At 63.5% G+C, this 25317-nt stretch carries 25 protein-coding genes and 1 pseudogene; 13 read left to right on the forward strand and 13 right to left on the reverse strand.

Annotation, left to right across the window (positions count from 1 at the left end; all coding sequences use genetic code 11):
* Positions 1-82: 82 nt before the first annotated feature.
* Positions 83-739 (forward strand): 50S ribosomal protein L11 methyltransferase, encoded by a 657-nt coding sequence (locus X760_RS48070; protein WP_084642516.1) that lies wholly within the window; start codon positions 83-85, stop codon positions 737-739.
* Here the strand turns inward: X760_RS48070 and X760_RS48075 are convergent.
* The 3 genes from X760_RS48075 to X760_RS76205 all read right to left on the reverse strand — a co-directional run bounded on the left by X760_RS48075 (position 723) and on the right by X760_RS76205 (position 3344).
* Positions 723-1445, reverse strand: a complete 723-nt coding sequence (locus X760_RS48075) for an HAD family hydrolase (RefSeq protein ID WP_023717885.1) — start codon at positions 1443-1445, stop codon at positions 723-725. The genes X760_RS48070 and X760_RS48075 overlap by 17 nt on opposite strands.
* A gap of 5 nt (positions 1446-1450) precedes the next feature.
* On the reverse strand, positions 1451-3094 hold the full coding sequence (pgi, locus tag X760_RS48080; protein ID WP_023717886.1) for a glucose-6-phosphate isomerase: 1644 nt from the start codon (positions 3092-3094) through the stop codon (positions 1451-1453).
* Positions 3095-3188: 94 nt separating this feature from the next.
* Positions 3189-3344 carry a hypothetical protein gene (locus X760_RS76205; RefSeq protein WP_156948037.1) on the reverse strand — a complete coding sequence of 52 codons (156 nt, stop codon included), beginning with the start codon at positions 3342-3344 and terminating at the stop codon, positions 3189-3191.
* Between the two features lie 5 nt (positions 3345-3349).
* Here X760_RS76205 and X760_RS48085 point away from each other — a divergent pair, with 5 nt between their 5' ends.
* A complete protein-coding gene (locus X760_RS48085; protein WP_023717888.1) occupies positions 3350-4843 on the forward strand; it encodes a PLP-dependent aminotransferase family protein in 1494 nt (497 codons plus the stop codon).
* Between the two features lie 194 nt (positions 4844-5037).
* Positions 5038-6627, forward strand: a complete 1590-nt coding sequence (locus X760_RS48090) for a trimethylamine methyltransferase family protein (RefSeq protein WP_023717889.1) — start codon at positions 5038-5040, stop codon at positions 6625-6627.
* A gap of 4 nt (positions 6628-6631) precedes the next feature.
* On the opposite strand, the gene chrA is transcribed toward X760_RS48090, so the two are convergent.
* From chrA to X760_RS48110, 4 genes are all read right to left on the reverse strand, one after another.
* Positions 6632-8020 (reverse strand): chromate transporter, encoded by a 1389-nt coding sequence (gene chrA / locus X760_RS48095; protein WP_023717890.1) that lies wholly within the window; start codon positions 8018-8020, stop codon positions 6632-6634.
* A complete protein-coding gene (locus X760_RS48100; RefSeq protein WP_023717891.1) occupies positions 8017-8856 on the reverse strand; it encodes a chromate resistance protein ChrB domain-containing protein in 840 nt (279 codons plus the stop codon). Before X760_RS48100 ends, chrA begins: the two co-directional genes overlap by 4 nt.
* Before the next feature lie 264 nt (positions 8857-9120).
* A complete protein-coding gene (locus X760_RS48105) occupies positions 9121-10926 on the reverse strand; it encodes an IlvD/Edd family dehydratase (RefSeq protein ID WP_023717892.1) in 1806 nt (601 codons plus the stop codon).
* 235 nt (positions 10927-11161) lie between these two features.
* The gene (locus X760_RS48110) at positions 11162-12334 is read right to left on the reverse strand and encodes an Mrp/NBP35 family ATP-binding protein (protein ID WP_245278539.1); all 1173 of its coding nucleotides are present in this window, start codon (positions 12332-12334) and stop codon (positions 11162-11164) included.
* Positions 12335-12529: 195 nt separating this feature from the next.
* On the opposite strand from X760_RS48110, the gene X760_RS48115 reads away from it, so the two are divergent.
* Positions 12530-12907, forward strand: coding sequence for a VOC family protein (locus X760_RS48115; RefSeq protein WP_023717894.1), 378 nt, complete (start codon positions 12530-12532; stop codon positions 12905-12907).
* A 31-nt stretch (positions 12908-12938) separates the two neighbouring features.
* Here X760_RS48115 and X760_RS48120 read toward each other — a convergent pair whose 3' ends face one another.
* Both X760_RS48120 and X760_RS48125 read right to left on the reverse strand, forming a co-directional pair.
* Positions 12939-13943: an inorganic phosphate transporter gene (locus X760_RS48120; RefSeq protein WP_023717895.1), complete on the reverse strand. Its 1005-nt coding sequence runs from the start codon at positions 13941-13943 to the stop codon at positions 12939-12941.
* Entirely contained in the window at positions 13943-14584 is a 642-nt protein-coding gene (locus tag X760_RS48125) for a DUF47 domain-containing protein (RefSeq protein WP_023717896.1), read from the reverse strand. Before X760_RS48125 ends, X760_RS48120 begins: the two co-directional genes overlap by 1 nt.
* 194 nt (positions 14585-14778) lie before the next feature.
* On the opposite strand from X760_RS48125, the gene X760_RS48130 reads away from it, so the two are divergent.
* From X760_RS48130 to X760_RS48155, 6 genes are all read left to right on the forward strand, one after another.
* Entirely contained in the window at positions 14779-15678 is a 900-nt protein-coding gene (locus X760_RS48130; protein WP_023717897.1) for a LysR family transcriptional regulator, read from the forward strand.
* Between the two features lie 133 nt (positions 15679-15811).
* A complete protein-coding gene (locus X760_RS48135) occupies positions 15812-16291 on the forward strand; it encodes a formate dehydrogenase subunit gamma (protein ID WP_023717898.1) in 480 nt (159 codons plus the stop codon).
* The gene (locus X760_RS48140; RefSeq protein ID WP_023717899.1) at positions 16288-17844 is read left to right on the forward strand and encodes an NADH-quinone oxidoreductase subunit NuoF; all 1557 of its coding nucleotides are present in this window, start codon (positions 16288-16290) and stop codon (positions 17842-17844) included. Before X760_RS48135 ends, X760_RS48140 begins: the two co-directional genes overlap by 4 nt.
* 12 nt (positions 17845-17856) lie before the next feature.
* Positions 17857-20769 (forward strand): formate dehydrogenase subunit alpha, encoded by a 2913-nt coding sequence (fdhF, locus tag X760_RS48145; RefSeq protein ID WP_023717900.1) that lies wholly within the window; start codon positions 17857-17859, stop codon positions 20767-20769.
* 180 nt (positions 20770-20949) lie between these two features.
* Positions 20950-21780, forward strand: coding sequence for a formate dehydrogenase accessory sulfurtransferase FdhD (fdhD, locus tag X760_RS48150; RefSeq protein ID WP_156948038.1), 831 nt, complete (start codon positions 20950-20952; stop codon positions 21778-21780).
* Entirely contained in the window at positions 21770-22078 is a 309-nt protein-coding gene (locus tag X760_RS48155) for a formate dehydrogenase subunit delta (protein ID WP_023717902.1), read from the forward strand. Before fdhD ends, X760_RS48155 begins: the two co-directional genes overlap by 11 nt.
* Positions 22079-22104: 26 nt before the next feature.
* Here X760_RS48155 and X760_RS77145 read toward each other — a convergent pair whose 3' ends face one another.
* The 3 genes from X760_RS77145 to X760_RS48170 all read right to left on the reverse strand — a co-directional run bounded on the left by X760_RS77145 (position 22105) and on the right by X760_RS48170 (position 23312).
* Positions 22105-22365, reverse strand: coding sequence for a hypothetical protein (locus X760_RS77145; protein ID WP_198030469.1), 261 nt, complete (start codon positions 22363-22365; stop codon positions 22105-22107).
* Positions 22366-22437: 72 nt separating this feature from the next.
* Positions 22438-22938, reverse strand: a complete 501-nt coding sequence (locus X760_RS48165) for an MmcB family DNA repair protein (protein WP_023717904.1) — start codon at positions 22936-22938, stop codon at positions 22438-22440.
* 74 nt (positions 22939-23012) lie between these two features.
* Positions 23013-23312, reverse strand: a complete 300-nt coding sequence (locus X760_RS48170) for a DUF1330 domain-containing protein (RefSeq protein ID WP_023717905.1) — start codon at positions 23310-23312, stop codon at positions 23013-23015.
* 153 nt (positions 23313-23465) lie between these two features.
* On the opposite strand from X760_RS48170, the gene X760_RS48175 reads away from it, so the two are divergent.
* Entirely contained in the window at positions 23466-23792 is a 327-nt protein-coding gene (locus X760_RS48175; protein WP_023717906.1) for a GYD domain-containing protein, read from the forward strand.
* A 279-nt stretch (positions 23793-24071) separates the two neighbouring features.
* A complete protein-coding gene (locus X760_RS78805; RefSeq protein ID WP_023717907.1) occupies positions 24072-24197 on the forward strand; it encodes a hypothetical protein in 126 nt (41 codons plus the stop codon).
* A gap of 55 nt (positions 24198-24252) precedes the next feature.
* Here X760_RS78805 and X760_RS74460 read toward each other — a convergent pair.
* Positions 24253-24336, reverse strand: a pseudogene (locus X760_RS74460) (MerR family DNA-binding transcriptional regulator); the annotation flags it as partial.
* A 223-nt stretch (positions 24337-24559) separates the two neighbouring features.
* Here X760_RS74460 and X760_RS48180 point away from each other — a divergent pair.
* Entirely contained in the window at positions 24560-25177 is a 618-nt protein-coding gene (locus X760_RS48180) for a L,D-transpeptidase (RefSeq protein ID WP_023717909.1), read from the forward strand.
* Positions 25178-25317: the final 140 nt, after the last annotated feature.

Genomic DNA, 25317 nt, shown 5'->3' on the forward strand with positions numbered 1-25317 from the left:
CAGCTTGAGCGATTGCATCGTCGGCTCTAACGCCGTGGATATAGGTTCGCGGCCAGACCCGGCAGAGTTCATCCGGGCGCACATGCGGATCGCCCCCGTGCCCGCGCTTCCCGAAATCCGGCTTTACACCGCCCATCCGGGAAGCGGCCTCAGGCGGCTTCTCGAATGGAACCAACATGGGACCGAAGAAGACGAACCTGAACCGGAGCCACCGTACTGGGCCTATGTCTGGGCCGGCGGCGCGGTGCTTGCCCGCTACATAATCGACCGGCCGGAGACCGTGGCCGGGCGTCGCGTGCTCGACCTCGGCGCCGGCTCGGGCCTCGTCGGCATCGCTGCGGCGAAAGCCGGAGCCAGCGCGGTCGTCGCGGCCGAGATCGATCGTAATGGTGTGGTTGCGCTCAGCCTCAATGCGACTGCGAACGGCGTCGCTATCATGATCGTTGGCGACGACATCACCGGCGGTCCGCCGCCACCGGTGGACATCGTGGTGGTCGGCGACCTGTTTTACGCCCGCGATCTTGCCGGCCGGGTCGTTCCCTTCCTCGACCGCTGCCTTGCTGCCGGCATCGCCGTGCTGATCGGCGATCCGGGCCGCGCCTATCTGCCGCGCTCGCGGCTTCGCCTGCTGGCCGAATACGAGGTGCCGGATGTCGGCGAGGGCAGGAATGCGGCGATGAAACCGAGCGGCGTGTTCTCGTTCGGACCAGATAACTACGAGTCTAGACCGTCTCGCTGACCCGGGCCGCAAGAAAATCGGGCAGATCAGCCACCGAATCCAGGATGACGTCGGCGATCTGTGACAGCGATTCACGTGTGCCGGTGCCGGACAGCACGCCGATCGCCAGGCCGCAGCCGCCGGCGCGCGCCATCTCCAGATCGTGACGATTGTCGCCGACCATTGCGATCGTCGCCGGCCTGAGCCCTGTCAGATCCGAAAAGGCAAGGATCGTATCCGGCGCCGGTTTTGGATTGGCCACCGCGTCGTAACCATAGGCGGCTTCGAAAAGCTGCGCGACGCCCAGCGTGACCAAGGTCTTTTCCGCGCCGCTGGTCGAGTCGTTGGTGGCGACGCCAAGCCGGTAGGATTTTCTGTGAAGCAGCCCAAGCGTCTCGACCACACCCGGCAGCGCCACGGCCATCGCCGATCCTTGCGCCGAGGTGATGGCATTGAAGCGGGCGACGGCAAGCATCTGGTCCTCGTCGGACAGCCGCGGAAACCACAGTTCGACGACGTCCATGTTGGTCCCGGAGGCAAAGATAGAATCCGGCTTGAAGCGCCTGGTGGCGAAGTCGAAGCCCGCCGCCGCAAGCAGCCTGTCTGCCTTCCAGCGATCGCCTTCGGCCGCATCCATCGCCATGAAGTCGGCGATGCCCAGCCATGTCGCGTTGAAATCCACGAGCGTGCCGTCCTTGTCGAACAATATTCCCTTGATGTCCGCCAAGCTTTTCACTCCGGGCCGCGCAAGCGGTGAATGTATTCCACCAGTCCGGCAGTCGAGGCATCCCGCTTTGCGGCATTCTCCTTGCCTTCAACGACGGGCAGCAGCCCGGTCGCCAGTTCCTTGCCGAGCTCGACGCCCCACTGGTCGAAGGAGTTGATGTTGAACAGCGTGCCTTCGACGAAGACGCGATGTTCGTAAAGCGCAATCAGCCGTCCGAATGTATGTGGGTCGAGCTTCCTGTAGAGGATCGTCACCGAGGGGCGGTCGCCGGAGAAGACGCGGTGCGGAGCAATCCTGTCGACATCGGCGGGCTTCATGCCTTTCGCCAGCATCTGCGCGCGGGCTTCCTCCAGCGTGCGGCCCTTCATGAAGGCTTCCGACTGCGCCAGGCAATTGGCAAGCAGAAGGTCGTGGTGATGCTTCAGTTCCGGCTCGTGGCCGACGGCAGCGGCGAGGAATTCGACCGGAATGAAATCGGTGCCCTGATGCAGAAGCTGGAAGAAGGCGTGCTGGCCGTTGGTGCCGGGCTCGCCCCAGACCAGCGGGCCGGTCGGCGTCGTTACAGCGCCGCCATCCAGGGTGACGCTCTTGCCGTTCGATTCCATGTCGAGCTGCTGCAGATAGGCCGGCAGCCTGGACAGACGCTGATCGTAGGGGATGACGGCGCGAGCCGGATATTTGCAGATCACGCGATGCCACCAGCCGATCAGCCCCATCAGCGCCGGCAGGTTGTTCGCCAGCGGCGCGGTGCGGAAATGCTCGTCCATCTCATGGGCGCCGTCGAGAAAGGCGCGAAAATCCTTAGGGCCTATGGCGATCATCACCGGCAGGCCGATCGCACCCCAGACGGAATAACGACCGCCGACCCAGTCCCAGAAGCCGAAGACGCGATCGGGCGCGATGCCGAATTTGGCGACCAGGTCGAGCGCCGTCGAGACGGCAGCGAAATGCTTGCCGACCGCTTCCTTGCCGAGCGCCTTCTCGACCCATCTGCGTGCCGTCTCGGCGTTGGTCATCGTCTCGACCGTAGTGAAGGTCTTGGAGGCGATGATGAACAGGGTGGTCTCGGCGGAAAGACCCTTCAGCGTGTCGTGGATATGGGCACCGTCGATATTGGACACGTAATGTGCGCGCGGACCGTCATGATAGGGCGCCAGCGCCAGCGTCGCCATGGCCGGGCCGAGGTCGGAGCCGCCGATGCCGATGTTGACGATGTCGGTGATCTTCTTGCCGGTGGCGCCGGCCGCCTTGCCGGAACGCACCGCGTCGGCGAAGGCGCCCATCGCGTCGAGTACGCCGAGGACTTCCGCCTTCACGTCCTGGCCGTCGAGCACGATGCCCTTGCCGGTAAGGTTACGCAGCGCCGTGTGCAGCACGGCGCGGCCTTCGGTGACGTTGATCTTGTTGCCAGCAAACATCGCGTCGCGCCGGCCTTCGAGGTCGGCGGCCTCAGCTAGGTTCTCCAGCAACTCCATCGTCCGCGCATCGACCGCGCATTTCGACCAGTCGAGCAGCAGGTCGCCGTCGCTGGCGGAGAATTTCTCGAAGCGCTGCGGATCGGCAGCGAAAGCCTCGCGCATCGAGCCCGATTTGACCGCACGATGATCGCGCAACGCATTGAGCTGCTTTTGAAAGGACGATTGATCCACTGCTTCGCTCCGGTCTCTTGAGATGCATCTTATCAGGCCGGATGTTTCCGGCGCGTGTCGTCGCGGCAAACTATCGGGTCGAATTCCATCCGTTTCAATGCGCAGCGATGCCGCAGCGCAGCGTGGGCCGGCGCAAAGGATCACTGGCATAAATCCCAGCGATCAGAAAAATTGATTGGCGCAACACCTTGTGCCACCGGTACATTCGACTGGTCCAGCCAAGTGAAAAAAGCTGGCCATCGAGGAACATCTCCCATGCCACAGCGAAACGACACGGCCATATGGTCCGGCCTGTTCCGGATTTCGGCGGAATCCGGTCAGACCCTGCAGGCGCAGATCCGTCAGGCGATCGTCGCCGCCATCCTCGACCGGCAGATCGCGGCTTCCATGCCGCTTCCGTCCTGCCGGATTCTTGCCGAAAAACTCGGCGTGGCGCGCGGCACCGTGGTGCTGGCCTTCCAGCAGCTGGTCGACCAGGGGTTCCTGGTGGCGCGCGAGCGCCGCGGCCATTTCGTCAATCCCGAAGTGCTGGCGACGCCGGCCAAGCCGCACCAGAAAGCGCCCGACCAGGCCAACGAGATCGACTGGAAGGCGCGCCGGCAGATCGCGGCGAGCGACATGCCACCGCCGGCCAAGCACGACAACTGGATCAAGTCGTCCTACCCCTTCGTCTACGGCCAGTTCGACCCGGCGCTGTTCCCGACCGCCGAATGGCGCGAGTGCAACCGCATGGCGCTGGCCGTTCTCGAAATCCGCAACTGGGCGTCCGACATGGTCGACCGTGACGATCCGCTGCTGATCGAGCAGATCCAGGCACGGCTGCTGCCGCGGCGCGGCATCTTCGCCAATCCGGACGAAATCATCGTGACGCTGGGGGCGCAGAACGCGCTCTACATGCTGGCGACGCTGTTGATGACCAAGGGCTCGAAGGTGGCGATGGAGGACCCGGGCTATCCGGATGCACGTTCGATCTTCCGGCTGGCCGGCGCCGACATCCAGCCGGTTCCGGTCGACCACTCCGGCATCGTAACCTCGGCCATTCCCAATGATGCCGGCTTCGTCTTCGTCACCCCCAGCCACCATTGCCCGACCATGGTGCCGCTGTCGGCAGAGCGGCGACAGGATCTCTTGGCGCGGGCCAACCGCTACAACCAGATAATCATCGAGGACGGCTATGACAGTCAGCTCCTGGACGAGGCGCCGCAGCAGGCGCTGAAGAGCCTCGATCGTTCCGGCCGCGTCGTCTATGTCGGCTCGATGTCGAAGACGCTGGCTCCCGGCCTCAGGCTCGGCTACATCGTCGCCTCGGCCGGGCTGATTTCCGAGCTTCGGGCGCTACGCCGCTTCATGCTGCGCCACCCGCCGGCGAACAACCAGCGCGCCGTCGCATTGTTCCTGTCGCTCGGCCATCACGAGGCGCTGGTGCGGCGGCTGTCGAGCGCCTTCGACGAGAGGCGCAAGCGTCTGGTCCATGCGATTTCCGCCTTCCTGCCGGAGTGGCGCTCGACCGATTCGGCCGGCGGCACGTCGCTCTGGCTCGAGGGACCGCGCGGCACCGATTCGCGTGGGCTGGCGGAGGCCGCGGCCTCGCGCAGCGTCATCATCGAGCCTGGCGACCGCTTCTTCGACCGCACCGAAAAGCCATCGCGTTTCATGCGCTTGGGCATTTCCTCGATCGCGTTGCAGCACATCGAACCCGGCATCCGCGAACTGGCGACGGCAGCTGGACGCAGGCCGGCAGCGGCCTGATCTCCCTTCCCCGACCGGAGCCTGGCGCATGTAGCGCGACTCCGGTTCTTTAGCTCCTTGGCATATGCGACGGGACCGGCTGGCACATAGGCTGTGCCAATGCCGGCGGCATAGTCGGAGTACATAGGGGACGAAGCAGGCAGATGGTGGACCAACCGCCGCGCCCGCTTCGCAGCTAAAGTTGGAGTGCCTTCATGCCGGTGGCCCATGAGAAGCAGGACGTGTCCGCAGACCAGCGTTCGCGACGGTCCGGCGGGCGCGAGGCGCGCCGCGCCATGCGAGCGGCACCGCTTGCCGACGACGTCAAGCCGGTGCGTGCCGGCCTCGAAGGCGGAAGCTACAGCCCGCTCAGCGGCAATGATTGCGAACGTATCCACGAGGCCGTGCTTACCCTTCTGGAGACGGTCGGTTTCGCCAACGCCATCCCCTCCTGCATTGAGGCACTGACCAAGGCCGGCGCAACGCTTGGCGAGGACGGCCGCCTGCGCTTTCCTCGCGCTCTGGTGCTCGACACGATCAAGAAAGCGGCGCGGCATTTCACCCTGCACGGCCAGGATCCGAAGCACGACATGGTGATCCAGGGCAAGCGTGTGCATTACGGCACGGCTGGTGCTGCGGTGCATCTTGTCGATGTCGAAAAGCGTGAGTATCGCGAGTCGCTGCTGCAGGACATTTACGATGCGGCGCGCCTGGTCGAGGGGCTCGACAACATCCATTTCTTCCAGCGGCCGATGGTGCCACGCGACATCCCCGACCCGCTCGACATGGATTTCAACACGCTCTACGCCTGCGTCATGGGCACGTCGAAGCATGTCGGCACCTCGTTTACCGTGCGTGAGAACGTCAAGCCGGCGCTCGACATGCTCTATGCCATCGCCGGCGGCGAAGAGAATTTTCGCGCGCGGCCTTTCGTCTCCAATTCGAACTGTTTCGTCGTGCCGCCGATGAAGTTTGCCGAGGACGCCTGCGGCGTGCTCGAAGCCTGTGTCGAGGGCGGCATTCCGATCCTGCTGCTGTCGGCAGGCCAGGCAGGTGCGACGGCACCGGCGGCGATTGCCGGTGCCGTGGTGCAGGCGGTCGCCGAAGTGCTGGTCGGCCTAATCTATGTCAACGCCATCAAGCCGGGCCACCCGGCAATCTTCGGCACCTGGCCGTTCGTCTCGGACCTCCGGACCGGCGCCATGTCGGGCGGTTCGGCCGAGCAGGCGGTGCTGACCGCGGCCTGCGCGCAGATGGCGCAATTTTACGACCTGCCGGGCGGTTCGGCCGCCGGCATGACGGATTCGAAACTGCCTGACATTCAGTCCGGGTACGAAAAGGGCATAACCGACGTGATGGCCGGTCTTGCCGGCCTCAACCTGGTTTACGAATCGGCCGGCATGCACGCCTCGCTGCTCGGCTTTTGCCTTGAGAGCCTGATCATCGACAACGACATGCTCGGCCACTGCCTGCGCTGCGTGCGTGGCATCGAGGTGACGGACGAGTCGCTGTCCATCGACACCATCGCCGATGTCTGCCTGAAAGGCCCGGGCCATTATCTCGGCAACGAGCAGACGCTGCGGCTGATGCAGACCGAATATTTCTACCCGGCCGTCGGCGACCGCTTTTCGCCGAAGGAATGGAATGAGAAAGGCAGGCCCGACATCTTGCAGCGGGCGATCATCGAGAAGAAACGCGTGCTTGCCGAACGCTTCCCGCGCCATGTGCCGAAGCCCGTCGACGACAAATTGCGCGCCCGTTTCGGCGATATGATCAAGCTGCCGCGCGGCAGAATGGGCGGCTGAGGCGTTACCCGCTCGCCGCCAGCAATAAGACGCCGGCCAGCGCCGATCCGGCAAGCGTCGGCAGCATGCCGATTTTCAGCTTCAGAATGGCGATCATCGAGGCACAGGAAAGCAGCGCCGCGCGCCAGTCTATCGATGAAAGCACCGGCACGTCCATTCCAAGCCCGACATTGCGCACTTCGCCGAAGATGACGTGCAAGCCGAACCACAGGGCGAGATTCATGATGATGCCGACGACGGCGGCGGTGATCGCACCGAGCGCCGCCGACAGCGCCTTGTTGCCGCGCAGCGCTTCGATGTAAGGCGCGCCAAGGAATATCCATAAAAAACATGGGGTAAACGTCGCCCACAGCGTGAACAGCCCGCCAAACAGTCCGGCAAGCAGCGGCGCCAGCAAGCCCGGCTGGCGGAACGCGGCAACGAAGCCGACGAACTGCAAGACCAGGATGAGCGGACCCGGTGTGGTTTCGGCAAGTCCGAGGCCGTCGACCATTTCACCGGGTGCCAGCCAGCCGAAGTACTCGACCGCTGCCTGCGCGACATAGGCAAGGGCTGCGTAGGCACCGCCGAAGGTGACGACCGCCATGACACTGAAGAAGCCACCGATTTGCGTCCAAACGCTGGCAGGGCCGGTGACAGCCCAGATCAGCAGAACAGGCCCCAGCCACATCGGCAGCCAGATCGCCAAGATGCGCGGCGCGTGCCATCGTGTCGGCCTGACGTGGGTCAGTTCGCCGCGCTCGAACATCAGATCGACCACGCCCTTGATGTCGGGAACATCGCCCTTGCCATGCGAAGCGCCGGAAAAAAATGCCGGCGCACTACGATTGCCGATCCAGCCTGCCAGGCCGGCAAGCAGGACGATCAGCGGAAACGGCACGCTCAACGCGTAGATGGCGATGAAGGCGGCGAGTGCGATCGACACCATGACGGGGTTTTTCAGCGCGCGTCTGCCGATCCGGATCACCGCCTCGATGACAATGGCGAGCACGGTCGCCTTGACCCCGAAAAACAGCGCCGCGACGAGTGGTACATCGCCATAGAGCGCATAGAGGCTGCTCAGGACGAGCATGACAAGCGCGCCCGGCACGACGAAGAGAATGCCGGCAACAAGGCCGCCGACCGTTTTGTGCAGCAACCAGCCGATATAGATGGCAAGTTGCTGGGCCTCGGGGCCAGGCAGCAGCATGCAGTAGTTCAACGCATGCAGGAAACGCTGTTCGCCGATCCAGCGCCGTTCCTCGACCAATTCCTTGTGCATGAGTGCGATCTGCCCGGCCGGGCCGCCAAAGCTGAGCACGCCGATTTTCGCCCAGACTTTCACGGCCTGCCGGAAGCTCGGCACAACCGGCTCTTGGATCTCCGGCGGCTCTTTCGAAAGGACGGCGCTCACGAAGGCTTGCCCGCGCCGAGATTGCCCGTGCCGGCGGCTGGCCAGTTATGCGTCTCCTCGGTGGCATCGCGGCACCAGCGGAAGAACGCATCGTAAAGCAGCATGCCGGCCTCGAGCTGCTCCAGATCGTCGCGAAACATCCGTGACAGGCCAAGCGAGGCGGCCAGGAACCCGGCCGCCTGTGGGACAAGATCGAGGCTCGCAGTATCGGCAGCGCGTATGATCGTGGCGAGGCGATCGAGCGCTTCGGATTTTAGTCCGAACTCCTCGATCATGGTATCGAAGGTGCAGCGTTCGCCGCGGTGGCTCCAGAACACGTTCTCGATGTCGAAAGGCACGGCCTGAAAGCGATCGGCGACGGCCGCCACTTCGGCCGGCTCGACGAAGAGAAAGACCGCGTGAGGATTGATGAAGCGTCGGATCAGCCAGGGGCACGCGATGCGATCGACCTTCGGGCGCGTACGCGTCACCCAAACGGTGCGGCCCTTGGCATCGGCGGGCGGTATCTTGCCGGTGTGAACCAAAAGCCCCTTGGCATCGCGCCATGCCTCAAACCCGCCTTCGAGCGATTCGGCGGCAATGCCCTCGTGCCGCAGCCATGCGGCCACGCCTTGCGAGAGCTTTTTTCCCTGTTGGCAGACGACCGTCACTTGCTGGCCAGTGAATTCGCCAGCCCAGGTGGCGACAGCCTTGAAGTCACGCCGGGTTGAGCCCGGCAACAGGCGCGGATCGGCGTTGTAGTCATCATCGGTGCGGACATCGATGATTGCGGGCGCACCCGGCAGCCCAATCAGACGAGACAGTTGCGATACAGTGATAGCGGTTGTTGACGGCATGGCGTCCACCTCCTTGAAAGAGAAGCTTGGACGCGAACGTTGGGCTGACGCCTCACGGGGTCGTCGCGATGCACCCCTTACGATGATCGTGGATTTGTCACGCCCGCTTGTCAAGCATTCCCGTTCTCGCGGGAGCAATCGCTTTTGACAAATGACCGCGTCCAACTCTGTGGCGGGCATTTCTCCCCGTTAGCGGGCTGTTAACGGGGAGAAATGAGGTGACCGTTACGCTGGCGACCTGACGGCTCGTGCGACGGACCCTGGTCAGTGATTGTCCCTCGGCACGCCGCTTGTATGAGCCACATCCTGGTACTTCACCGCCGGCTTCAGCACCATGCCTTCGGAAAACTGGTCGACCATGCCGCGCTGGATTTCCTGCCACGGCGTCTGGTGCTTCGGATAGTGATAGCCGCCATTGTTCTGCAGCTCGGCGCGGCGCCGCGTGATCTCGTCGTCGCTGACGAGGATGTCGGCGGTACCCTTGCGCAGGTCGATGCGGACGCGATCGCCGGTCTTCAGCAGCGCCAGGCCGCCGCCGATGGCGGCTTCCGGCGAGGCGTTGAGGATCGACGGCGAGCCCGACGTGCCTGACTGACGACCGTCGCCGATACAGGCCAGCGCGTGGATGCCCTTTTTGATCAGATAGGCAGGCGGCTGCATGTTGACGACTTCGGCGCCGCCGGGATAGCCGATCGGGCCGGCGCCGCGCATGAACAGGATGGTGTGCTCGTCGATGCCCTGTGCCGGGTCGTCGATGCGGGCGTGATAATCCTCGGGGCCGTCGAAGACCATGGCGTTGCCCTCGAACGCTTCTGGGTCCTTCGGGTTCGACAGATAGCGTTCGCGGAATTCGGGCGAGATGCCACTGGTCTTCATGATCGCCGAATCGAACAGATTGCCCTTGAGGTTGATGAAGCCGGCATTGGCTTTCAGCGGCTCGGCAATCGTGCGGATGACGTCGAGGTTCTCGTTGACGGCGCCGCTGCAATTGTCGCCGATGGTCTTGCCGTTAGCGGTCATGGCTTCCGGATAGGGCAGCATGCCGCCCTTCATCAGTTCGGCGATCACAGCCGGCACGCCGCCGGCATGGTGATAGTCCTCGCCGAGATATTCGCCGGTCGGCTGCAGATTGACGATGAGCGGAATGTTGAGGCCAACCTTCTGCCAATCGTTGTTGTCGAGCGGCACGCCGAGGTGGCGGGCGATGGCGTTGAGGTGGATCGGCGCATTGGTCGAGCCGCCGATCGCCGAGTTGACGACGATGGCGTTCTCGAAGGCCTTGCGGGTCATGATGTCGGAGGGCTTCAGATCCTCATGCACCATGTCGACGATGCGCTTTCCAGTCTCATAGGCGATCTGGCCGCGTTCGCGATAGGGGGCGGGGATTGCGGCCGAGCCCGGCAATTGCATGCCGAGCGCCTCGGCCAACGAATTCATCGTGGTAGCGGTGCCCATCGTGTTGCAATAGCCGGTCGACGGCGCCGAGGAGGCGACGATGTCCATGAACTCGTCATAGCCGATCTCGCCGGCCGACAGGCGCTGGCGCGATTCCCAGACGATGGTGCCGGAGCCGGTGCGCTTGCCCTTGTGCCAGCCGTTGAGCATCGGGCCGACCGAAAGCGCGATAGCCGGAATGTTGACGGTAGCCGCGGCCATCAGCATGGCCGGCGTCGTCTTGTCGCAGCCGATGGTGAGCACCACGCCGTCGAGCGGATAGCCGTAGAGCACCTCGACCAGGCTGAGATAGGCAAGGTTGCGGTCGAGCGCAGCTGTCGGCCGCTTGCCGGTTTCCTGGATCGGGTGGCAAGGAAACTCGAAAGGAATGCCGCCCATCGAGACGATGCCCTCGCGCACGCGCTTGGCCAGTTCGATGTGATGGCGGTTGCAGGGCGACAGGTCCGAGCCGGTCTGGGCGATGCCGATCAGCGGCTTGCCGGACATCAGTTCGGCCCGCGTCAGCCCGTAATTCAGGTAGCGCTCCAGATAAAGTGCTGTCATGCCCGGATTGTCGGGATTGTCGAACCACTCTTGCGAGCGAAATTTTTTCTTGCTGGTGGGGGCGCCTGCCATCGTGGTCTCCGTATTTGTATGACAAATCGATATGACAACGCGCGGGAGCAGGCAAGGGCACGCGCCATCCGAATCCGCACTTTGGTGCGATAGACACACATCTGCCTCCGCGCCAGAGGGGATCGTGGTTTGTCAGCCCGCTATCCCGGAAAAGTTCGAGCATGTCGTCGCGGACCCCACCCGACCCTTGCGGCCACCTCCCCTCAAGGGGCCGACTTGGGGAGGGACATCCGCATCACTCGAACACGATGCTCGGCACTGCAGCCTCGGCCGCGCCGCGCTCTTCATTGACGCGGTGCCAGACCTTGGCGGCGATGTCGCGATAGATTTTCGCCTCGGCGCTATCGGGCTTCGAGACCACCACCGGCGTGCCGGCATCGGAGCTTTCGCGGATGCCCATCTCGAGCGGCACTTCGCCAAGGAAGGTGACGCCGAGGCGCTCGGCCTCACGGCGCGCGCCGCCATGGCCGAAGATGTCGTAGCGTTTCCCCGTATCGGGGGCGAGAAAATAGCTCATGTTTTCGACGATGCCCAACAGCGGCACGTCGACCTTTCTGAACATGTTGAGGCCTTTGCGCGCATCGATCAGGGCCAGGTCCTGTGGCGTCGAGACGATGACGGCGCCGGCCAGCGGCACCTGTTGGGCCATGGTCAGCTGGGCGTCGCCGGTGCCGGGCGGCATGTCGACGACGAGCACGTCGAGCGGTCCCCATTCGACTTCGCGCAGCATTTGCGTCAATGCCGACATCACCATCGGCCCGCGCCAGATCATCGGCGTCTCCTCATCGACGAGGAAGCCCATCGACATGACCTTGAGGCCATAGTTCTGCATTGGCTTCAGGATCTTGCCGTCGACGGTCTGCGGCCGGCCATGAATGTTGAGCAGGCGTGGCATGGACGGGCCATAAATATCGGCATCGAGCACGCCGACCCGCAACCCGTTGGCGGCAAGGCCAAGGGCGATATTGACGGCGGTGGTCGACTTGCCGACGCCGCCCTTGCCGGAAGCAACAGCGATGATGGCGTCGATGCCTGGTACGCCGCGCTTGCCCTGGCTGTGCGAGGCGGGCGCCTGCGGCGCTGGACGAGCAGGTGCGGCCGGCGGAGCGGGCCTCTGAGCCGGTCTTTGCGGAACCGGCGCCTCCATGCCGCCGCCCTTCTTTTCCGCCGTCAGCGCGACCACGGCGCCGGCGACACCGGGGATCGCCTTGACGACACGCTCGGCGGCCGCACGCAGCGGCTCCATCTCCTGGGCACGCGCAGCGGGAACGGTGATCGAGAAGAACACCTTGGCATCGGCAATGAAAATCTCGGAAACCATGCCGAGGTCGACGATATTGCCGGTGAAATCCGGCCCGTTGACCGTCTTCAGGCGTTCGATGACGATTTCCTTGGTGACGGACATCAGATCTTCCTTATGCAAGCTCGCGCCTGAGATAGTGCAGTTTCCGGAGAGAACCAAGTCGTGGAGCAACAGCCGGCCTGGTGTGCCCCGGAAAACGGACCGACGCTGTCAGATTTGCCTGATCGACGGTCGCCAACCATCCGCTACGACCTATCTGAAGGAGCAGCATGAGCACGACATCAAGGGAAGGAGACGATCATGCTCGCAAACAGCAACGCAACGGCCAATCTCGCAGTGAAGGACCTGGCCAAGGCCAGGGCTTTCTACGAAGGGACGCTCGGCCTGAAAGAGGTGCACAATGGAGGTGGCGAACTGATCGTCTATAAAAGCGGCGATACCAGCATCAACGTGTACCGTTCGAATTTCGCTGGGACCAACAAGGCGACGGCTGTGACCTGGACGGTCGGCGACGAGCTCGGCAAAATCGTTGAGGCGTTGAAATCGAAGGGCGTGGCCTTCGAGCATTACGACATGCCCGGCCTGACACTGGAGGGTGACGTTCATGTCGGTCAGGGCATGAAGGTCGCATGGTTCAAGGATCCGGACGGCAACATCCTGAACCTTGTGGACAGGTAGATACGGCGTTCACGCACCGCCGCGCAGTCTGTCACCTTGCCAGGCCGACCGCGAGGTAGGTGAGAGCCGCAATCGCCGCGGTTGCTGGCAGGGTGATAATCCAGGCAACCACGATGTTGCCGGCAATGCCCCAGCGAACGGCTGAGACGCGGCGGGCGGCGCCGACGCCAATGATGGCGCCGGTGATCGTGTGCGTGGTCGATACCGGAATACCGAGCCAGGTGGCGGCGAACAGGGTGATCGCACCGCCGGTCTCGGCGCAGAAACCCTGCATCGGGTTCAGCCGGGTGATCTTCGATCCCATTGTGTGGACGATGCGCCAGCCGCCGAGCAACGTGCCCAGCGCCAGCGCCGACTGACAGGTGATGACGACCCACAGCGGCACGTAAAAATTCGCGCCGAGCATGCCTTGCGAATAGAGCAGCACGGCGATGATGCCCATGGTCTTCTGCGCGTCGTTGCCGCCATGGCCGAGCGAATAGAGCGAGGCGGAAAAGAACTGCATGACGCGGAAGGTGCTGTCGACGGCGAACGGCGTCTGCCGCAGGAACAGCCAGGAGACCGCGAGGATCAAGACGAGCGCCAGCAGAAAGCCTGCCGCCGGCGATAGCACGATGGCCGCCGTCGTCTTGCCCAATCCGGCCCAGACGATGGCGCCGGTGCCGGCCTTGGCAACGCCGGCGCCGACCAAGCCGCCGATCAGCGCGTGCGAGCTGCTGGACGGAATGCCGACGAGCCAGGTGACGATATTCCAGACGATGGCGCCGACAAGTGCTGCGAAGATCACTGCTGGCGTGACGATGCTGGCGTCGATGATGCCGGTTCCCAGCGTCTCCGCCACGTGGAGACCGAAGAACATGAAGGCGATGAAATTGAAGAAAGCCGCCCAGAACACCGCATAATGCGGCCTCAGCACGCGGGTGGAGACGATTGTCGCGATGGAGTTGGCGGCATCGTGCAGGCCGTTGAGGAAATCGAAGAACAGTGCGACGGCGACAAGGCCGACCAGCACCGGAAAGGCTATCGCGGCTTCCACTATACGTTCTCGATGACGATGCCGCTGATTTCGTTGGCGACGTCCTCGAAGCGGTCGACCACCTTTTCCAGCTGGCCGTAGATCTCGCTGCCGATCAGATAGGCCATCGGATCGCTGCGGCCGTGCCGCTTGAACAGGTCCTTCAGGCCCTGTTCGTGCAGGTCGTCGGCCCGGCCTTCGGCGCGCATGACCTCCTCGGCGATGGCGTTGAGGCGCACCGTATGCGCCCCGACCTTGCCGAGCAGTGGGATCGCCTCGGCCACCAACTTGGCGGCCTCGACGATGACGGCCCCCATTTCCTGCATCAGCGGGTCGAATTCCTTCTTTTCGAACAACCTTACCGTCTTGACGGTCTTGTGCATCATGTCGATGGCATCATCCATCGACTGGATCAGGTCCTTGATGTCGCCGCGATCGAAGGGCGTGATGAAGGAGCGGCGCACGGCCAGCAGAACTTCCGCGGTGATCTGATCGGCTTCGTCCTCGAGATCGATGATCGTCTGACACCAGCGGTCGATGTCGTTGCCCTGCAAAAGCTGCTGCAGTGCCTCAGCGCCGCCGACCACAGTGCGGGAATGCCGCTCGAACAGGTCGAAGAAGCGATCTTCGCGCGGCAAAAGCTTGCGGAACCAGCCCAGCATGTTTCGGTCTCCCGTCGTGTCCAGTCCACGACCCCGTCCCATCCACATAGCGCCGCGTTCCATCGCGGGAAACAGTAAGCCGGCTGAAAGATGTGGATGCGGGCGATTTGCACAGGCGGCTTGCGGCCGAAGGCGATTTCCCCGACCTTGCGCGCTAAGATCGGACATAGCGTCCGTGACAGGCTCCCGACGGCATGATCGACAAGCTGGAATTCTTCATAGCACTCGCCAGGGAAGAACATTTCGGCCGCGCGGCGGAGGTGTGCGGCGTCACCCAACCGACGCTTTCGGCCGGCATCAAGCAGCTGGAGGGCCAGCTCGGCGTGATGCTGGTGCTGCGCGGCTCGCGCTTCCAGGGGCTGACGCCGGAAGGCAAGCAGGTGCTGGTGTGGGCGCGCCGCATCGTCGGCGACAGCAGGACCATGCGCGAGGAGATGCGGGCGGCACGCCACGGCCTGTCAGGACGCATCCGCATCGCCGCGATCCCTACGGCGCTGGCCATGGTGGCGCGATTGACCACGCCGTTTCGGGCAAAGCACCCCGGCGTCACCTTCTCGGTGCTGTCGCGGACCTCGATCGAGGTGCTGTCGCTGCTCGGCAATTTCGACATCGACGCCGGCATCACCTATCTCGACAACGAGCCGCTCGGACGCGTCACCAGCGTGCCGCTCTACGACGAGCGCTACCAGTTGATCACCGCTGTCGGGAACCCCTATTTCGACCGCGACAAAGTGACATGGGCGGAACTCTCCCAGCTGCCGCTCTGCCTGCTGACGCCGGACATGCAGAACCGCCGCATCATCGACCAGCATCTGGCCGAAGCCGGCGTGCAGGTGCGGCCGACACTGGAATCCAACTCGATGATCGTGCTGTTTTCACATATCCGCACCGGCAAATGGTCGTCGATCATGCCGCTTAACCTTGCGGAAACGTTCGGCTTTTCCGAGCCGATCCGGGCTATCCCGATCGTCGAGCCGGATGCCAGCCACACCGTCGGGCTGGTGGCGGCGCCGCGCGAACCGCACACGCCGCTGGTCTCGGCGCTGTTGGACGAGGCAATGGCGCTGGCGGACGATTTCCGCGCCCGCCGCTAGGCTAGATAACGCTGGTGATCGAGATCGATAGAAAATTTCTATCGAGCAACGGATCGGCTTTATTGATTTAGCGGGTTTCCTCTGATTTCCTAAGCACTTAGCGGAAGACCGCCACGACCAGGGAGGGCGCTGCATGACGATGCAGCCTGCAAGTACCGAGATCGCATCGCGCACGGCGGCGATCATCCACGAGCTGAAAGGCCTCGAAGGCCCGCTGTTGCCGATCCTGCACGGCATACAGGAAGAGTTCGGCTATGTGCCGCAGGACGCGCTGCCGGTGATTGCCGAGGCGCTGAACATCTCCAGGGCCGAGGTGCATGGCGTCGTCACCTTCTATCACGATTATCGCAGCCAGCCCGCCGGCCGCCATGTGCTGAAGCTCTGCCAGGCGGAAGCCTGCCAGTCGATGGGCTCGGATGCGATTGCCGCCAAGCTCAAATCAATGCTGGGCATCGGTTTCCACGAGACAACCCGCGACGGTTCGGTGACGCTGGAGCCGGTCTATTGCCTTGGCCTTTGCGCTTGCTCGCCATCGGCGATGCTGGACGGCGAGGTGATCGGGCGGCTCGACGACGAAAAGCTCAATGAAATCGTTGCCGAGGTGCGCTCATGATCCCGCGTATCTATATTCCCGGCGATTCCGGCGCGCTGGCGCTGGGTGCGGAAAGGGTCGCCAAGGCGGTTCGGGCGGAGTTGGCCGAGCGCGGCATCGAGGCCAAGATCGTGCGCAACGGCTCGCGCGGCGCCTATTTCCTCGAGCCGATGGTCGAAGTGGCGACGGCCAATGGCCGCGTCGCCTATGGGCCGGTGAAGCCATCCGACGTCAAAAGCCTGTTCGACTGCGGCTTCCTCACCGGTGGCCATCACAAGCGCTGGCTGGGCGCACCGGACAAGATCCCGTTCCTGGCCAAACAGACGCGGCTGACCTTTGCACGTTGCGGCGTCACCGATCCGCTGTCGCTCGATCACTACAAGGCGCATGGCGGGCTGAACGGCCTGCAGAATGCGGTGGCGATGACACCGGCCGACATCGTCAAGCAGGTGACCGAGTCCGGGCTGCGCGGTCGTGGCGGCGCCGGCTTCCCGACCGGCATCAAATGGAAGACGGTCCTCGATACGTCGGCTGACCGCAAATACATCGTCTGCAATGCCGATGAAGGCGATTCCGGTACGTTCGCCGACCGCATGATCATGGAAGGCGACCCCTTCGTGCTGATCGAAGGCATGGCGATCGCCGGCATCGCCACCGGCGCGACCAAGGGCTTCATCTATATCCGCTCGGAATATCCGCATGCGGTGGCGGTGATGCAGAAGGCCGTCGAGATCGCCCGCAGGGCCGGCGTGCTCGGCGTCATTGTGCTCGGGTCACCCAATTCATTCGACATGGAAGTGCGCGTCGGCGCCGGCGCCTATGTCTGCGGCGAGGAGACCGCCCTGCTCGACAGCCTCGAAGGCAAGCGCGGACAGGTGCGGGCCAAGCCGCCGCTGCCGGCGCATAAGGGCCTGTTCGGCAAGCCGACGGTGATCAACAACGTCATTTCGCTGGCCTCGGTACCGGTGATCATGGACAAGGGTGCCGCCTTCTACAAGGATTTCGGCATGGGCCGTTCGCGCGGCACCATCCCGATCCAGATCGCCGGCAACGTCAAATATGCTGGTCTCTACGAGGCGGCGTTCGGCATAACTGTGGGCGAGATCGTCGACGATATCGGTGGCGGCACGGCAACGGGTCGCCCAGTCAAAGCGGTGCAGGTCGGTGGCCCACTCGGCGCCTATTTCCCGCGCGCCCTGTTCGACACGCCGTTCGACTACGAGGCGTTCGCGGCCAAGGACGGGCTGATCGGCCACGCCGGCATCGTCGTTTTCGACGACAGCGCCGACATGCTGAAGCAGGCGCGCTTCGCCATGGAATTCTGCGCCATCGAGAGCTGCGGCAAGTGCACGCCCTGCCGCATCGGCTCGACGCGCGGCGTCGAGGTGCTGGACCGGCTCGCTGAGAACATCGAACCGGAAAAGCAGATCGCGCTGGTCACCGACCTTTGCAACACGATGAAGTTCGGCTCGCTTTGCGCTCTCGGCGGCTTCACCCCATATCCGGTGATGAGTGCACTCAACCATTTCCCGGACGACTTTCGGCCGACGCCGGTCGCCGAAGCAGCGGAATAGGAGCGGACAGGCATGAACGCGGCATTCGACATCAAATCGCTGGTCCAGGAAATCGACTACGGCACACCCGCCTCCGAAGCGGAACAGCAGGTGACGCTGACCGTCGATGGCAAGCCGGTGACGGTGCCGGCGGGTACCTCGATCATGCGCGCTTCGATGGAAGCGGGCGTTGAAATCCCGAAACTCTGCGCCACCGACATGCTGGACTCGTTCGGCTCCTGCCGGGTCTGCCTCGTCGAGATCGACGGGCGCGGCGGCACGCCGGCCTCGTGCACGACGCCGGTTGGCGAAGGCATGGTCGTGCATACCCAGAGCGACCGGCTGAACGCCATTCGTCGCGGCGTGATGGAGCTCTATGTCTCTGACCATCCGGCTGCGTGGGGCGAGACGGCCGGCACCGGCGCCAGCGAGTTCGACAAGGTCGTCAGGACGGTCGGCCTGACCGAGAACCGCTATGGCGTGGACGGCCGCAACCACGTCGAGCAAGAAAACGGCGTGGCGCCCGGCCATGGCTCGCTGACCATCGACTACATCGCCCGCGATGAATCGAACCCCTATTTCACCTATGATCCGGCGCAATGCATCGTCTGCTCGCGCTGCGTGCGCGCCTGCGAAGAGGTGCAAGGCACGTTCGCGCTGACCATCGAGGGCCGCGGCTTCGAATCCAGGGTCTCGGCCGGCATGCACGAGGCGTTCGTCGATTCCGAATGCGTGTCGTGCGGGGCCTGCGTGCAGGCCTGCCCGACCGATGCGCTGAGGGAGAAAACCGTGCTGGCGAAAGGCCTGCCCGAGCGCTCGACCGTCACCACCTGCGCCTATTGCGGCGTCGGCTGCTCATTCAAGGCCGAGGTCAAGGGCGACGAGGTCATTCGCATGATGCCCTACAAGGCAGGCAAGGCCAACCACGGCCACTCCTGCGTCAAGGGCCGCTTCGCCTATGGCTATGCGACACACAAGGACCGTATCCTGAAGCCGATGATCCGCGAGCGGGTCAGCGATCCGTGGCGCGAAGTGTCGTGGGAAGAGGCGCTCACCCATACGGCGAATGAATTCCGCCGCATCCAGTACCAGTACGGCCGCACGTCGATCGGCGGCATCACCTCGTCGCGCTGCACCAACGAGGAGACCTACCTCGTCCAGAAGCTGGTCCGGCAGGGCTTCCGCAACAACAATGTCGATACCTGCGCCCGCGTCTGCCATTCGCCGACCGGCTATGGCCTGGGCCAGACCTTCGGTACCTCCGCCGGCACGCAGGATTTCGATTCGATCGAGCAGACGGACGTCATCCTGCTGATCGGCGCCAATCCGACCGATGCGCATCCGGTGTTCGCCTCGCGTATGAAAAAGCGCATGCGCCAGGGCGCCAAGCTGATCGTGCTCGATCCGCGCCGCACCGATATCGTGCGCTCGGCCCATGTCGAAGCGCAGTTCCATCTGCCGCTGAAGCCGGGCACCAACGTCGCCATGCTGACCGCACTTGCCCATGTCATCGTCACCGAAGGCCTGTTCGACGAGGCGTTCATCCGCGAGCGCTGCGACTGGGACGAGTTCCAGGACTGGGCATCGTTCGTGGCACTGCCGGAAAACAGCCCGGAGGTCGTCGGTCAGCTCGCCAATGTCGATCCCGACGACATACGCGGCGCGGCGCGGCTCTATGCGCGCGGCGGCAACGGCGCGATCTATTACGGCCTCGGCGTGACCGAGCACAGCCAGGGCTCGACCACCGTCATCGCCATTGCCAACCTCGCCATGGCGACCGGCAATATCGGCCGGCCGGGCGTCGGCGTGAATCCGCTGCGCGGCCAGAACAATGTGCAGGGCTCCTGCGACATGGGTTCGTTCCCGCACGAACTTCCCGGCTACCGCCACATTTCGGGCGACGCGGTGCGCGCCATCTATGAGAGCCTGTGGGGCGTCAAGCTCGACGACGAGCCCGGCCTGCGCATCCCCAATATGCTGGACGCGGCCGTCGACGGCTCGTTCAAGGGGCTCTATGTACAGGGCGAGGACATCCTGCAGTCGGACCCCGACACCAAGCATGTCGCCGCGGGTCTCGCCGCGATGGAATGTGTCGTCGTGCACGACCTCTTCCTCAACGAGACGGCCAACTACGCGCATGTGTTCCTGCCCGGCTCGACCTTCCTCGAGAAGGACGGCACCTTCACCAATGCCGAGCGCCGCATCAACATGGTGCGCAAGGTGATGGAGCCGAAATGCGGCTATGCCGACTGGGAGACGACGCAGGAGCTCGCCAAGGCGCTCGGCCTCGGCTGGAACTACACGCATCCCTCCGAGATCATGGACGAGATCGCCAAGACGACGCCGAGCTTCTCCGGCGTTTCCTTCGACCTTCTCGACCGGGTGGGCTCGGTGCAGTGGCCCTGCAACGAGAAGTCGCCGGAAGGCACGCCGATCATGCATATTCGCGGCTTCGTGCGCGGCAAGGGCAAGTTCATCCGCACCGAATATGTCGCGACCGACGAGAGGACCGGGCCGCGCTTCCCGCTGCTGCTGACCACCGGCCGCATCCTGTCGCAGTATAATGTCGGCGCGCAGACCAGGCGCACCGAGAACGTCGTGTGGCACAGCGAGGATCGGCTGGAGATCCATCCGCATGATGCCGAAAATCGCGGCCTGCGCGATGGCGACTGGGTGCGGCTGACCAGCCGCTCGGGCGAGACGACGCTGCGCGCGCTGATCACCGACCGGGTGTCGCCGGGCGTCGTCTATACGACCTTCCACCATCCCGACACCCAGGCCAACGTCATCACCACCGACTTCTCCGACTGGGCGACCAACTGCCCGGAATACAAGGTGACCGCGGTGCAGGTGGGTGCATCCAACGGCCCGTCGGAATGGCAGCGCGACTATGACGAGCAGGCAAAGCAAAGCCGCCGCATCGCCTCGCTACAAGCAGCGGAGTAGCGTTTTGGCGTCGTGCCGGAGCACCCCCCTCTGGCCTACCGGCCATCTCCCCCTCAAGGGGGGAGATTGGATGTCATCTCGGCTTTCGCCAATCACCAGCGTCGAAGGGTGCCTTACGTCTGAACTGCCAATCTCCCCCCTTGAGGGGGAGATGGCCGGTAGGCCAGAGGGGGGTGCCGCGTGATGCCCAAACGTCGTGCTGTCACCCAGATCAGCCGCCTCGCGCGCCGCGCCGGCGGCACCGCGGCCGCCAACCGCATGGTGCCGGAAGAGACGCCGGTAGCATTCTCCTTTGCCGGCACCACGCATGCGGTGATGATGGCAAGCCCGGCCGATTTCGAGGATTTCGCGCTCGGCTTCTCGCTGACCGAAGGCATCATTGCCTCGCCAGACGAAATCGAAGCCATCGAGGTCGAGGATCACGGCGCCGGCATCGATATCCAGATCCGGCTGAAGGACCAGGCCAACACCCGTTTCGAGGCGCGTCGCAGACGGCTCGCCGGCCCGGTCGGCTGCGGGCTGTGCGGCATCGAATCGATCGAGGAAGCGATGCGCTCGGTCGATCCGGTCGGTGCGTCGAAACTTACACTTCAGGCCGATGACATCGTCCGCTCGGTCAAGCTTTTGTCGAAGGTGCAGCCGCTGCACGCCGAGACCGGCGCGGTCCACGCCGCCGGTTTTTACCTGCCCGGCAAGGGCATCGTCATGGCGCGCGAGGATGTCGGCCGTCACAATGCGCTGGACAAGCTGGCCGGCGCGCTGGCCAAAGCCGGTATCGACGGCAGGTCGGGGGCCGTCGTCGTGACGTCGCGCGTTTCGGTCGAGATGGTGCAGAAGACCGCGGCGATCGGTGCTGCCTTCATCATCGCCGTCTCGGCGCCGACGGCACTTGCCATCCGCACCGCAGACGACGCCGGCATGACGCTGGTGGCGCTGGTGCGCGGCGATGATTTCGATATTTTCACTCATCCTGACCGCGTGGTTTCCGGAGTTGCCAAGCATGTCGCATGACGAAGGCCACCTCATGAACACCAGCGAAAAGCTGGTTCGCATGGCCAACCAGATCGCTGCCTTTTTCCACTCCAAGCCGCGCGAGCAAGGCATTGCCGGCGTCGCCGAGCACATCAACAAGTTCTGGGAGCCGAGGATGCGCCGGCAATTGTTCGAGATGCTCGACAGCGGCGGCGAAGGCTTCAACGAGCTTGTCGTCGCGGCCTCCCCACACATCAAGCGGCCGGGCGCGCCGGAGGGCGCAGGTTTTAGCGTCGGCGGAGCGAGCACCGAGACTACGGCTGCGTCACAGAAGTAGGCGCCGCGGGCCTACATTCACACCCTCTAAGGTTTCATCTGCCGCAAGTCTCGCGGCTCTGCTATGATCCGGCGATAAGAAATCGTCGGGTCGGGCGGACAAACCTCGTGAGGCCGATCGAAACTCGCTACGCGCTCAGCGGCGACGTGCGGATCGCCTATCAGGTGGTCGGCCAGGGATCGCTCGATCTCGTCTTCGTGCCGGGTTTCATTTCCAATCTCGACCTGCACTGGGAAGACGAAGGCTACAGCCGGCTGTTGGCGTTCCTTGCGGAACACCGCAGTCATACATCGTCTCTTATGCAAGGTGGCGGCAGCCGGGGCAGCGCAAGCCTCCATGACTACGGAGAGGGAAACCCCCTACTCGCTCTCACCCTCCAGCGCCGGCACCGACACCCCGGCAAGCTCCGCCGCCAGCAACCGCGCGGCACCGGCGCGCGCGATCCTCAGCATCAGCGCCTTGCGCGTCGCCGCCGCCATCCGGTGCTCGGGCGCATCGCGCAGGACCTCGGCACCATAGCCGTCGGAGAGAATGAAGCCGCACTCTTCCGGAAAGATCTCCGCGGGCACGCCGGGATGGGTGGCGAAGAAGAAGCGGTCGGAATGCAGCCGGTAGTACGGCCATTTGCGGTCGACCCTGAAATCCTCGATCGAGGATTTGATCTCGATGATCCAGATATCGCCCTGGCGGGTCAGCGCTACGAGATCGGCGCGGCGCCCGGTGGCCAGCGACAGTTCGGGCAAGACATGCGCGCCCATCTGCTTGAGCAGCCGCTGCACGCCACGCCTGACCAGCATGGCACGCTCCGACTGGCGACCGTCGAGAAGGGGGTTGAGGGGTAGAGGTGAGATGATAGGCATGGCCGCACCATGTCAGATTTTGTTCACGGTTTGAACCCGGTTTTTTGGGGCGATTATCCGGTTGACAAACCCCTCTAACTAACCGGCATCATGCCCTCCAGAGCAATGATCCTCGTCTTTGCACAGCGTTCGCGGATGGCTTTGAGGCGGCCGTATTCCGGAGAGTCGTACCATGCGAGGAGCGAGGCCATGTCGGGAAATTCGACGATGACAAGGCGATGAGGCTCCCAATCGCCTTCCAGCACTTTGGTGGCTCCGCCACGAGCGATGTACCTTCCCCCGTAGCGGGCTTCGGTTGCAGGCACGTCCCGGCGGTATTCCTCGAAAACGGCGGCGTCGGTTATGTCGACATCGGCAATGAGATATGCGGCCATTGACCTTACTCCCCTTGGGAAAGGCAATTGAAACAGGTCTATTAGCGGTCCCGCAACTAAGCCAGCGGTACTACGCCTCGGAAACGACTCGCGTTCTCCCGGATTGGGGCGCTTTACTACATTCGTGGGGGTAGCTCTGGGAGGAGACGAACCATGCCGATGTATCTCACGCGATTCAGCTACAGGCCCGAAACGTGGGCGCGCTTGATGGATAATCCCGAGGACAGACGCGAGGCTGCCCGTTCCTACATCGAGTCGGTCGGCGGAAAGCTGCACGGGTTCTGGTATGCCTTCGGAGAGTACGATGGCTGGAACCTATGGGAGGCGCCGGACAACGTGTCCATGGCCTCTGTCATGCTCGCCATCGGTGCGGGAGGCGCGCTCAGCTCGTACGAGACCACCGTGCTGTTAAGTGTCGAAGAGACGATGGACGCGCTTGGGAAAGCGAAGTCGATCCGGTATCGCCCACCGGGATCATGACGGCCGCCCGTGCTTTGCGGAGTGTCGAAGGCTGGTAACGCTTGCTCTCGGACGGCGCACGTTCCTAAGCTTTTGCGCAAAGAGTCCGCTGCGGGTCTTGGCAGCGCCGGCAGCTTGCGCTTTCAATGTCGGCCACGGGATTTTTTACGAGGAGCATTAGATGACGGACGCAAATCGGCGACACCGGAGGAAATCCGCTCGGCCATCAGAGGCTGGGCGGTGCTTGGGGCAATCATTGTTGCCGTGTTTGGTGCCGCCTACGTCATGATCGATAGTTGAATGGCCGACGATCCTGGTCGCCCCGATGGACTGCCTGAAAGGATCGGCACGGTCCTTGGTGCATTGGTGGTGATCGGCACGTTCGCGCTTCTGGCTTGGACGGTGCTTCGCGGCGTTCTTTATTGAACCCGGCCTAGTGAACCAGGCTTGTCAGGATTATCTCCTGCAGCGGCCGCGTCTCAGGCCTGATCAGGCCGATCTCCTCGTAGTAACGGATGGCCTTGGCTGGCCGGCCAGAGCGCCGGGCAGCGTCACCGACATTCATGGTGATTTCCTCGTTTCCTGGTTCTTGTTCTTGGCCCATTGATTTTGCAGCATAATCCTGCGGGGGCTGTTGCCGAAATGCCATAGTCGCTGGTTTACCGGCACGCAAGCCCATGGATATAGGCATCGCCCGCTTGGCAAGCAAAGCAAATGCCAGCATGAATGAAGATGAAAAAGCGGCCGACTCGAGCCGCTGTAGTTTGGGCAGGGCATCGGACCTTTTCATGCGCATGAAGTCACTTGCAATCGTCGCGGCCCTGGCGCTGTCGACGGCTGTCGCCGGTTGCAGCACCATCGGCTCGCAGATCTTCACCAACAACTACGGTGCGGTGACCGATGCCGGCTATCATCTGCCGCGCATCCCGATCGAAAAGGTGCCGTTCAAATACCGCCGGCAGATCGTCGACTACGACACCAGGGAAAAGCCGGGCACCATCATCGTCGATACGCAGAACAAGTTCCTCTATTTCGTCATGGGCGACGGCGAAGCGATGCGCTACGGCATCGGCGTCGGCCGTGAAGGTTTCGAATGGCACGGCACCGCCCGTATCGCACTAAAGCGCGAATGGCCGACCTGGACGCCGCCTTCGCAGATGATCAGGCGACAGCCGGAGCTGGCCAAGTTTGCCGGCGGCATGGAGCCGGGGTTGAAGAACCCGCTCGGCGCGCGCGCCATGTACCTGTTCAACAAGGGCGGCGATATGGGCTACCGCCTGCATGGCAGCCCGGAATGGAATTCCATCGGCAAGGCGATGTCGTCGGGCTGCATCCGGCTGATGAACCAGGACATTATCGACCTCTACGACCGCACCTCGGTCGGCGCCAAGGTCATTGTGCTGTAAGACCATGTCCCGAAAAGCGGGACCCGGTTTTCGGACAAGATCATGGTCAAACAAGAAGAGCTTTATACGCGGACCGTCTAGGCAACAACACAGACGTCGCAAACAGAAAACCGGGCACTTTGGCCCGGTTTTTTGTTGTC

Source organism: Mesorhizobium sp. LSHC420B00 (assembly GCF_000503055.1).
Taxonomy (GTDB): Bacteria; Pseudomonadota; Alphaproteobacteria; order Rhizobiales; family Rhizobiaceae; genus Mesorhizobium.

Coding starts and splice junctions, on each gene's coding strand:
- X760_RS77145 (WP_198030469.1), bottom strand. CDS start 22,365: ATGACTGCGGTGTTCCGCAAGGAACGCCAACAGCCGGCTGTAGCCTTC.
- X760_RS48100 (WP_023717891.1), bottom strand. CDS start 8,856: ATGCCGTCAACAACCGCTATCACTGTATCGCAACTGTCTCGTCTGATT.
- X760_RS48085 (WP_023717888.1), top strand. CDS start 3,350: ATGCCACAGCGAAACGACACGGCCATATGGTCCGGCCTGTTCCGGATT.
- X760_RS48130 (WP_023717897.1), top strand. CDS start 14,779: ATGATCGACAAGCTGGAATTCTTCATAGCACTCGCCAGGGAAGAACAT.
- X760_RS48170 (WP_023717905.1), bottom strand. CDS start 23,312: ATGGCCGCATATCTCATTGCCGATGTCGACATAACCGACGCCGCCGTT.
- X760_RS48175 (WP_023717906.1), top strand. CDS start 23,466: ATGCCGATGTATCTCACGCGATTCAGCTACAGGCCCGAAACGTGGGCG.
- X760_RS48155 (WP_023717902.1), top strand. CDS start 21,770: ATGTCGCATGACGAAGGCCACCTCATGAACACCAGCGAAAAGCTGGTT.
- X760_RS78805 (WP_023717907.1), top strand. CDS start 24,072: ATGGCCGACGATCCTGGTCGCCCCGATGGACTGCCTGAAAGGATCGGC.
- X760_RS48070 (WP_084642516.1), top strand. CDS start 83: ATGCGGATCGCCCCCGTGCCCGCGCTTCCCGAAATCCGGCTTTACACC.
- X760_RS48135 (WP_023717898.1), top strand. CDS start 15,812: ATGACGATGCAGCCTGCAAGTACCGAGATCGCATCGCGCACGGCGGCG.
- X760_RS48180 (WP_023717909.1), top strand. CDS start 24,560: ATGCGCATGAAGTCACTTGCAATCGTCGCGGCCCTGGCGCTGTCGACG.
- X760_RS48090 (WP_023717889.1), top strand. CDS start 5,038: ATGCCGGTGGCCCATGAGAAGCAGGACGTGTCCGCAGACCAGCGTTCG.
- X760_RS48115 (WP_023717894.1), top strand. CDS start 12,530: ATGCTCGCAAACAGCAACGCAACGGCCAATCTCGCAGTGAAGGACCTG.
- X760_RS48140 (WP_023717899.1), top strand. CDS start 16,288: ATGATCCCGCGTATCTATATTCCCGGCGATTCCGGCGCGCTGGCGCTG.
- X760_RS76205 (WP_156948037.1), bottom strand. CDS start 3,344: ATGTTCCTCGATGGCCAGCTTTTTTCACTTGGCTGGACCAGTCGAATG.
- X760_RS48105 (WP_023717892.1), bottom strand. CDS start 10,926: ATGGCAGGCGCCCCCACCAGCAAGAAAAAATTTCGCTCGCAAGAGTGG.
- fdhF (WP_023717900.1), top strand. CDS start 17,857: ATGAACGCGGCATTCGACATCAAATCGCTGGTCCAGGAAATCGACTAC.
- X760_RS48125 (WP_023717896.1), bottom strand. CDS start 14,584: ATGCTGGGCTGGTTCCGCAAGCTTTTGCCGCGCGAAGATCGCTTCTTC.
- X760_RS48165 (WP_023717904.1), bottom strand. CDS start 22,938: ATGCCTATCATCTCACCTCTACCCCTCAACCCCCTTCTCGACGGTCGC.